General features: G+C 48.4%; 8 protein-coding genes. 2 read left to right on the top strand and 6 right to left on the bottom strand.

What is annotated here, in order from left to right:
- Positions 1 to 606: 606 nt before the first annotated feature.
- From AC5JLB_RS15070 to AC5JLB_RS15050, 5 genes are all read right to left on the bottom strand, one after another.
- The gene (locus AC5JLB_RS15070) at positions 607 to 2,241 is read right to left on the bottom strand and encodes a glycoside hydrolase family 3 N-terminal domain-containing protein (RefSeq protein ID WP_495874644.1); all 1,635 of its coding nucleotides are present in this window, start codon (positions 2,239 to 2,241) and stop codon (positions 607 to 609) included.
- Positions 2,242 to 2,415: 174 nt separating this feature from the next.
- Positions 2,416 to 2,664 carry a DUF4926 domain-containing protein gene (locus AC5JLB_RS15065; RefSeq protein WP_495874643.1) on the bottom strand — a complete coding sequence of 83 codons (249 nt, stop codon included), beginning with the start codon at positions 2,662 to 2,664 and terminating at the stop codon, positions 2,416 to 2,418.
- A complete protein-coding gene (locus AC5JLB_RS15060; RefSeq protein ID WP_495874642.1) occupies positions 2,661 to 2,996 on the bottom strand; it encodes a DUF6883 domain-containing protein in 336 nt (111 codons plus the stop codon). The genes AC5JLB_RS15065 and AC5JLB_RS15060 overlap by 4 nt, the downstream gene beginning before the upstream one ends.
- Positions 2,997 to 3,033: 37 nt before the next feature.
- Positions 3,034 to 3,423 carry a 30S ribosome-binding factor RbfA gene (gene rbfA / locus AC5JLB_RS15055; protein WP_495874641.1) on the bottom strand — a complete coding sequence of 130 codons (390 nt, stop codon included), beginning with the start codon at positions 3,421 to 3,423 and terminating at the stop codon, positions 3,034 to 3,036.
- Between the two features lie 72 nt (positions 3,424 to 3,495).
- Positions 3,496 to 3,690: a DUF751 family protein gene (locus tag AC5JLB_RS15050; RefSeq protein WP_495874640.1), complete on the bottom strand. Its 195-nt coding sequence runs from the start codon at positions 3,688 to 3,690 to the stop codon at positions 3,496 to 3,498.
- Positions 3,691 to 3,846: 156 nt separating this feature from the next.
- Here AC5JLB_RS15050 and AC5JLB_RS15045 point away from each other — a divergent pair, with 156 nt between their 5' ends.
- Positions 3,847 to 4,740 (top strand): DNA adenine methylase, encoded by an 894-nt coding sequence (locus AC5JLB_RS15045; protein ID WP_495874639.1) that lies wholly within the window; start codon positions 3,847 to 3,849, stop codon positions 4,738 to 4,740.
- Positions 4,741 to 4,793: 53 nt separating this feature from the next.
- Here AC5JLB_RS15045 and AC5JLB_RS15040 read toward each other — a convergent pair whose 3' ends face one another.
- Entirely contained in the window at positions 4,794 to 5,711 is a 918-nt protein-coding gene (locus tag AC5JLB_RS15040; RefSeq protein WP_495874638.1) for a metallophosphoesterase family protein, read from the bottom strand.
- Between the two features lie 114 nt (positions 5,712 to 5,825).
- Between AC5JLB_RS15040 and AC5JLB_RS15035 the strand changes: the two genes are divergently transcribed.
- A complete protein-coding gene (locus AC5JLB_RS15035; protein WP_495874637.1) occupies positions 5,826 to 6,932 on the top strand; it encodes a hypothetical protein in 1,107 nt (368 codons plus the stop codon).
- Positions 6,933 to 6,934 lie beyond the last annotated feature (2 nt).

The following is a 6,934-nucleotide window of genomic DNA, read 5'->3' as shown; positions in this document are numbered from 1 at the left end:
TAACCCAGTTATCCCCTTCACACTAAAACTCAGCAGATTTTGCCTGAGTAGTTACAAAGAAAGTATAAAGATTGCAACAATCTGATAAAGCATTTATTAAATATTCATAACATTAGTTGTTATGGGAGAAAAAGCTGAGGGAACTCTACGAGAAGAATCTGCAAACACTACCTCTAAAGGTGGATTACACCTACCAGTTGGTGTTTTGGGTAAGTTCTAAATCAGTCAAACACACAGGTATTTCATCATGCGCTCTAACTACTGTTCCCTCGAATCCGGCCCTAAGTTGAGAAGTACTCTGCCCCGCCCCAAAACTGAGGCAGCAGCGTACTTAAATTTGTACAAACTAACGATCGAGAAAAAACGCCTCGAACACGAACTAGAATCTATTGAAGTTCGTCGTCATCGAATTCAAAAGCGATTAACGTTTCTAAGCAGCCAAGTTGCTGAACTTGATAGAAGTGCTACATGCAAGACTCCTGCAACCAAACAAGCTGCTCCTGATACTGCAGCCTTTAATACTCTGTTCTTGGAGTACTAATTGCAAGTTGTTCCCGTTATCTTCAGTGTGTCAGTAAGGACGCTTTTGAGCGTCCTTTTGTTTGCTTAGCTGGTTTGGTCAACCTTCAGCAGAGCGCTAAGCGCGATCGCTTGTGCCGACTGCATTTGGCCATATGTAAACACATAAGGCACATCAGACGGCAGCTTTGGAATGAATTGTTCTAGCACATAGGGACTGCCATAGATTACGAGTGCTTTCAGTTGATCAGAGTACAACAGAAACTCAAACCAATTTTGTGCAGTTTCTGTTAGCCCTGCGCTACCGCGAAAGGGATTGCCTCGAATAAAAAGTTGCAACAGCGTTGGTTGTGGTTTTACGCTCTCAAATGAAACGTCAGGGGTGTGGTGATCGACAATCTGAACGCGCGTAAAACCAGAGTGCTGAGGTAGCGCGATCGCAGGTGCAGTTCGTCCCAAAAAATCGCAATCGATCATGTCATCAACAACGATTAAATTTCGTCCTCCACTTGACCTGTTTAATCGAGACAGAGGGGGTTGGTGAACCTGCATCGATCGCTGCAAAATTTCTTGCACAGCTGCCTCGGAGCTACGCTCTGCGCCAATTGCGATATTTGACTGTCCTAATCGCACTGCCAAATCATGAGGCGTTGCAAACGAAGCGGCATTGCCGTTTGATTTTGCGATTTTTGATTTGGCGTGCAAAATGCGTTCTACCGACGCCCGAATTCTTTCGCGAGAAATTCGTCCTGACTCCACCGCTTCGCAAACTGCTCCGATCGCTTTCTCCGGCTCCAATGGCATCAACAGAATGTCGGCTCCTGCTTCTACGGCAAGAATACAGGCTTCTGCGGTTCCGTACCGATTTGCGATCGCGCCCATCACGAGCGCATCGGTTGTCACTAACCCATCAAATCCTAATTCTGCTCGTAATAAATCAGTCAAAATGGAGTGAGAAAGCGTTGCGGGAGCTTGATCATCCAACGCCGGAATTTGCAGATGAGCGCTCATAATCGAATCAACGCCCGCCGCGATCGCGGCTTTAAACGGTGGTAACTCAATTTGATCTAAGCGATCGCGATCGTGGGGAATCGTCGGCAGCTCTAAATGCGAATCGATGGCCGTATCACCATGTCCCGGAAAATGTTTAGCGACTGTTAACGCGCCTCCAGACTGCACGCCCGCAATAAACGCGGTCGTGAGAGCAATCACGATCTCTGGCGTTTCGCCGAACGATCGCACATTAATCACCGGATTATGGGGATTGTTATTAACGTCAACGGTGGGCGCAAGAATCCAATTTAGGCCGATCGCTAATCCTTCTTGAGCCGTGACTTTGCCCATTTGGTGAGATAAGCGGCAAGCAATTTCGAGATCCGTTTGGGCAATAGCCGCAAGTGCCATGGGTGGCGGAAACCAAGTTGCGCCCGAAAATCGCTGTCCAACGCCTTCTTCAACATCAGCGCAAATCAGAAGTGGAGTTGTTGCCCAATCTTGAAACTGGTGCGATCGTAAGGCAATTTCTGCGGCGCTTCCTCCCAGCAGAATGACGCCTCCTACACCCAATTCTTTGATCCAACGCTGAAGCACTGCCGCCGGGGGTTCCCACAGCGGGTAGCGAATTTCGTGATCAAACAAATGCCCAGACGCGCGAACAACCACCATTTGAGCGACTTGCTGAGCCAAGCTCAAACCGTCTGGATTGGGAAGCGAGATAGACATGATTGATCGTGGGTGAAGTCTGATGCCATCTAATAGTAATGCGATCGGTGGCCGTAAATTCTGAAGGAATTCACCCTGCAAAGTCCGCTCAGATCTAAGCTGAATTGCGTAGAGTCTCGCACAGCATTGTCTCTCGTGGTCTCTAAACGATGCGATCGATGACTTGCTAACAACTTAGGACGCTTGAGCTAATCGACGAACAGAGAGAATATCATCTGGACGAATGGCCTCAATGCTAGACGCGGGGACAGTAACAACGGCAATAGAATCTCCAACCGCATTAAACAACTCAAGAATGCAGCCTTCTTCTCCACCCTGAGGATGGGGAACATAGTCAACCACAGTCGCAATGTCGCCTTTTTTGAGGCTATGCTGTGAGAAATCTTGATTAAGAGCAACTTCTTGATAGAGTTCTAGTCTCATCCTGTTGTCTCCTTATTAGGCACTAAGGTAAGAAACTGAAATTGCTGATCGGTTGAGCGATGTAGCCAAATTGTAACAACCTTAAGATTAATTCCATTAACGCCCTGAAGAGTGCCTATAGCTCGATAGTAAGTTCCGTACTCATCAGTTCGATCTGCGATCGCGTCTACAGTAGTCGTTAAAACTCGCAGAGCTACTACAAGCACCTCCCAATTATCGAGGGTAAAACCTGCTTGAGCTAGAAATTTAGATTTATCGTTTCGAGGCTTCAGAAGCAGTAGATAGCGCGTTAACTTGGTTTCAGAAATGATCGCTTCAGATGGAATTCTCACATAACTTTTAGCTAGGTTCTTTCCTAGAGAGCGCCAATCAATCTTCTTTTACTTCATTTTCCTCATCAGAATCCTTACGCTCCTGGCTTAGACGACTAATTAAGTTCAAAACCTTGTTGCCCCGCTCGATCGAATGATCTTCCAAAAAAACCACTTCAGGGGTACGACGCAGCCCAATGCGTCCCAACTCGCGCCGGACATAGCCCGTCGCTGACTTCAAACCATCCATTGTTTCCGCTTTTGCGGCATCGTCACCATAAACACTGACAAAAATCTTGGCGTGCTGCAAGTCACCCGACACGACTACATCCGTCACGCTCACCATGCCTGTACCCACGCGATCGTCTTTAATGCCGTTCATCAGCATCTGGCTCACTTCGCGTCTGATCTGCTCAGAGACCCGCGCCACTCTTCGATCTGTCGCCATAACCGTTGCCCTTACTTACAAGAAGTCTTTCATCCTAGCACCGTCATAAAGAGGAGCCGTCTGCCTTCCGTTTTAGATTCCTAACATTGCCCGCAGCGTGAAGGTGAAAAAAGCAATCCCTCCTACAAAGAAGCCAATAACGGCAACGGCGGTAAGCGGATTTTTTAGCAGGGGTACGAGGGGGGCTAAGGCAAATAAAATTACACCCACCATTACACTAAACAGGAGCTTGGGGTATCTAGAGCTATTAATCAGAAAGTCTCGCATAGGTCGCGCGTTTGTTAAATTCTTCCTCATCATATCGAGAAACTCGATCCCTTGATGCTGCCTCAACCGATTATCAAATCTGATCGATGACGCGCAAAACTTAAACAAAGCAGATCAAATGTATTTGTTTTGGGCGAATCGGGTTAGATATTAAATATGGTTAACTCAATCCGATTAGCGCAAAGCGCCACTGCAAAGCAACCGCACATAGCTCCGCGTCCGTTTCTCAAGTGGGCAGGCGGAAAGCATCAATTGATTGGGCAGTATCTTCCTTATTTTCCGACTGATTACTGCCACTATTACGAACCGTTTGTAGGTGGAGGGGCAATTTTCTTTCACCTCCAGCCTGAGCGAGCAGTTTTGACCGACATCAATCATGAACTGATTAATGTTTATCGCTGCGTTAGAGAAGACGTTGAGAATTTGATTGATCGACTGGAAGAACATCGAGAAGATCATTGCGCTGAGCATTATTACCAGGTGCGCTCCCTTGGGGTCTCGCAAAGCGGTTCGCCGCCGACCTCTGCTGCTGATATTGACCGCAATTTAGACCGCGCGGCTCGATTTATTTATCTCAATAAAACTTGCTTTAATGGGCTGTACCGGGAAAATTCTAAAGGCGGATTTAATGTCCCCATCGGTAGCTATAAAAATCCTGTTATTTGTGATCCAGATATTCTGCGGGCGGATGCTCAAGCCTTACAGTCTGCCCAGATTGAAGTGCGATCGTTTGATCGAATTCTTGAACAGGCAAAGAACGCTGAAGATTTTGTCTACTTTGATCCGCCCTATGTACCGCTCAATGCAACGAGTAAATTTACGTCTTACAGCCGATACTCGTTTTCAGAAGCCGATCAAATTCGATTGCGGGATGTTGTCGTAGAACTGCGCGATCGCGGCGTCAAGATCATGCTTTCCAATTCTGACTGTCCGTTTGTTCGAGAACTCTACAAAGATTTCAACATCCACACAATTTACGCTACAAGAAACATTAACTGCAATGCAGAAAAGCGTGGAAAAATTACAGAAGTGTTAGTGACTTCATATTAGCGCCTCACAGAACTCGAATAATGGTTCTTGACTGTGCGATTTCATTGCTTCTATCAAGCCTTTTGAGCGATTTTAAGCGGAACACTACCGCGATCGTAGACTAATCCATCTGCTCTAATTCCTTGAATTTGCATCCGGTCCGGGTAGATTTCGATGGCCGAAAATCCGAAGCGCGATGTTGAATAAGCTGTCCAATCAGAGCGCCCCACCGATCGCAAATTTGCGCCACCGTGTCCTGTGATCAGATACGTGGTTCCGTCAATCGGTTTAGTTCGCTCATAATTATGTTCGTGCCCATTCATGTAAAGCTGAACCTGATATTTCTTAAACAAGGGCGTGAATGCCTCCACCATCTCCGGATTGGTGCCATAATGCCCGGACGAATAGATCGGATGATGCCCATACACAACTTTTACAGGAGCATCGCTGCGCTTCAGTTCTCCTTCTAACCAAGCCACTTGAGGCTGCCAATCGTTGGTGTCTAATACAAAGAATTGCACCTCTTTTTCTCGGTAGGTGTAGTAGCGTCCCTTCATGTTGAACGCAGGGTACTTGACTTGTAAATCGCCGTTCGCCGTCCGAATATCGTGATTGCCTAACGCCGCCTGAAACCGAACACCGCGCTTTAAGAGTGCTGCATACGGTTGCTCAAACGCAGAGCCAATTTTCTCTATTTCGCCGTTGGTGTAGATGTTGTCGCCTGCCATCACCACCAGCGAGTACGGGTGGCTTTGATGATAGTTCGCCATTGCCTTGCCAACCGCAAACTGATCTTTCGCGCCAGACCCAGTATCCGCGATCGCCACAAACCGCAAAATTAGACCCTTACCAGACGGCTGAAGCGGCAAGGTCGGCAATTTTGCAAATTCAGACGGACTTGTAGCGGGGCGGCTCAAGGTCTTACCCACAAACGTAAGTCCCAGCCCACTCATGCCGCCTAGAAGCAGCAGTTGACGACGGTTTAAGCGCATACTTTGTAAAATCTAGACGCAACAACAGATGATAGATTGAACTGAAAGCACTGTATTGAGTGCGAGTGTCTTTATCGTGTCTTGCAGGCAGCACAGTTATGTCACGAAACGGTTATGCCACGAAACGACTTCAATGATCCGGAATCTTCCCGAGTTCCTAGAAAATCTCGCTCTAGTGTGCCACAGCCTCGTTCGCCAAAGCAAACTCCGCCGCTTGTGAAAACGCTTGGCATCAAAACGCTACGGAGTGCCATTCGAGGGCTAGAAAACCTTGTTGAAACGTTGGAAGCCGAACCGTCAAAGCAATCATCGCATTCTGATGTCTCGCCGAAGCGATCGCTTTGGCAGAACGTTCTGATTCAAGTGCGATCGCGACTGCCTAAGAAGTTAAGACGCAACCTCAACGATCACGCGCTCACTGGACTGGTTGCCGGAATTGTCGTGATTTGCTTCTGGTTCACGTCTACTCTGTTGTCTTCAACGCCGTCCCCAAAAGTCGCGTCCGACCCGCCGCCGTCTCCGCCCGAAATTGCCTCCAAGCCGACTGTCTCCGAGCCTGATGCTTCCAAGCCAGTCGAACCTGCGCCCAGTCCTTCTGTCGTTCCCACTTCACCCGTCGAGTCCATTCCCTCCGATCTGTCTTCTGATTCTGCCGAAGTTCCTGTCGCCTCTGAGCCTAAAATCCCGCTTCCCGACGTTTCTGAACCGCCTGCTCCCGCGATCCCCCGGAGCTTGACAGAGCCAATCGCCGCTGAACCGACTTCAGACTCAATCTCTGAGCCAATCATCGAACCCGCCAAACCAACCGTAGCCTCTGAACCACAACCTGAACCGTCTCCTGCTGCCATCGAGCCTGTCCCACCGCAGCCACCAGAACCGCAACCTGAACCAATCCAACTGACGCCCGAACAAAGTTTAATCGCCTCCATTCAAGGGCAGGTGAGCGAGATTAGCGATCGCTACATGGGCGCTCTTGTGCAGTCGGTGCAGCCAAACTTTCGCAGCAGTCGTCTAATCGTTCAAATAGGTGACGGTTGGTATCAGCTTTCGCCCCAGCAGCAGGATCAGTTAAGCGATGAATTATGGACGCGATCGCAAGAACTCGACTTTATCAACCTCCACCTTAGCGATCCGAACGGAAGGTTAATCGCTCGGAGTCCGGTGGTCGGTTCCTCAATGGTGATTCTTAAGCGCTCACCCAACTTGCAAAAAACGGTTTAGCG

The sequence above is a fragment of the Myxacorys chilensis genome (assembly GCF_059505265.1).
This window is presented reverse-complemented; position numbering and strand designations above follow the sequence as displayed.

Bases quoted from the DNA above. Each gene is read 5' to 3' on its own strand.
- AC5JLB_RS15050 (WP_495874640.1), bottom strand. From the start codon at position 3,690: ATGCGAGACTTTCTGATTAATAGCTCTAGATACCCCAAGCTCCTGTTT.
- AC5JLB_RS15045 (WP_495874639.1), top strand. From the start codon at position 3,847: ATGGTTAACTCAATCCGATTAGCGCAAAGCGCCACTGCAAAGCAACCG.
- rbfA (WP_495874641.1), bottom strand. From the start codon at position 3,423: ATGGCGACAGATCGAAGAGTGGCGCGGGTCTCTGAGCAGATCAGACGC.
- AC5JLB_RS15065 (WP_495874643.1), bottom strand. From the start codon at position 2,664: ATGAGACTAGAACTCTATCAAGAAGTTGCTCTTAATCAAGATTTCTCA.
- AC5JLB_RS15070 (WP_495874644.1), bottom strand. From the start codon at position 2,241: ATGTCTATCTCGCTTCCCAATCCAGACGGTTTGAGCTTGGCTCAGCAA.
- AC5JLB_RS15040 (WP_495874638.1), bottom strand. From the start codon at position 5,711: ATGCGCTTAAACCGTCGTCAACTGCTGCTTCTAGGCGGCATGAGTGGG.
- AC5JLB_RS15035 (WP_495874637.1), top strand. From the start codon at position 5,826: ATGCCACGAAACGACTTCAATGATCCGGAATCTTCCCGAGTTCCTAGA.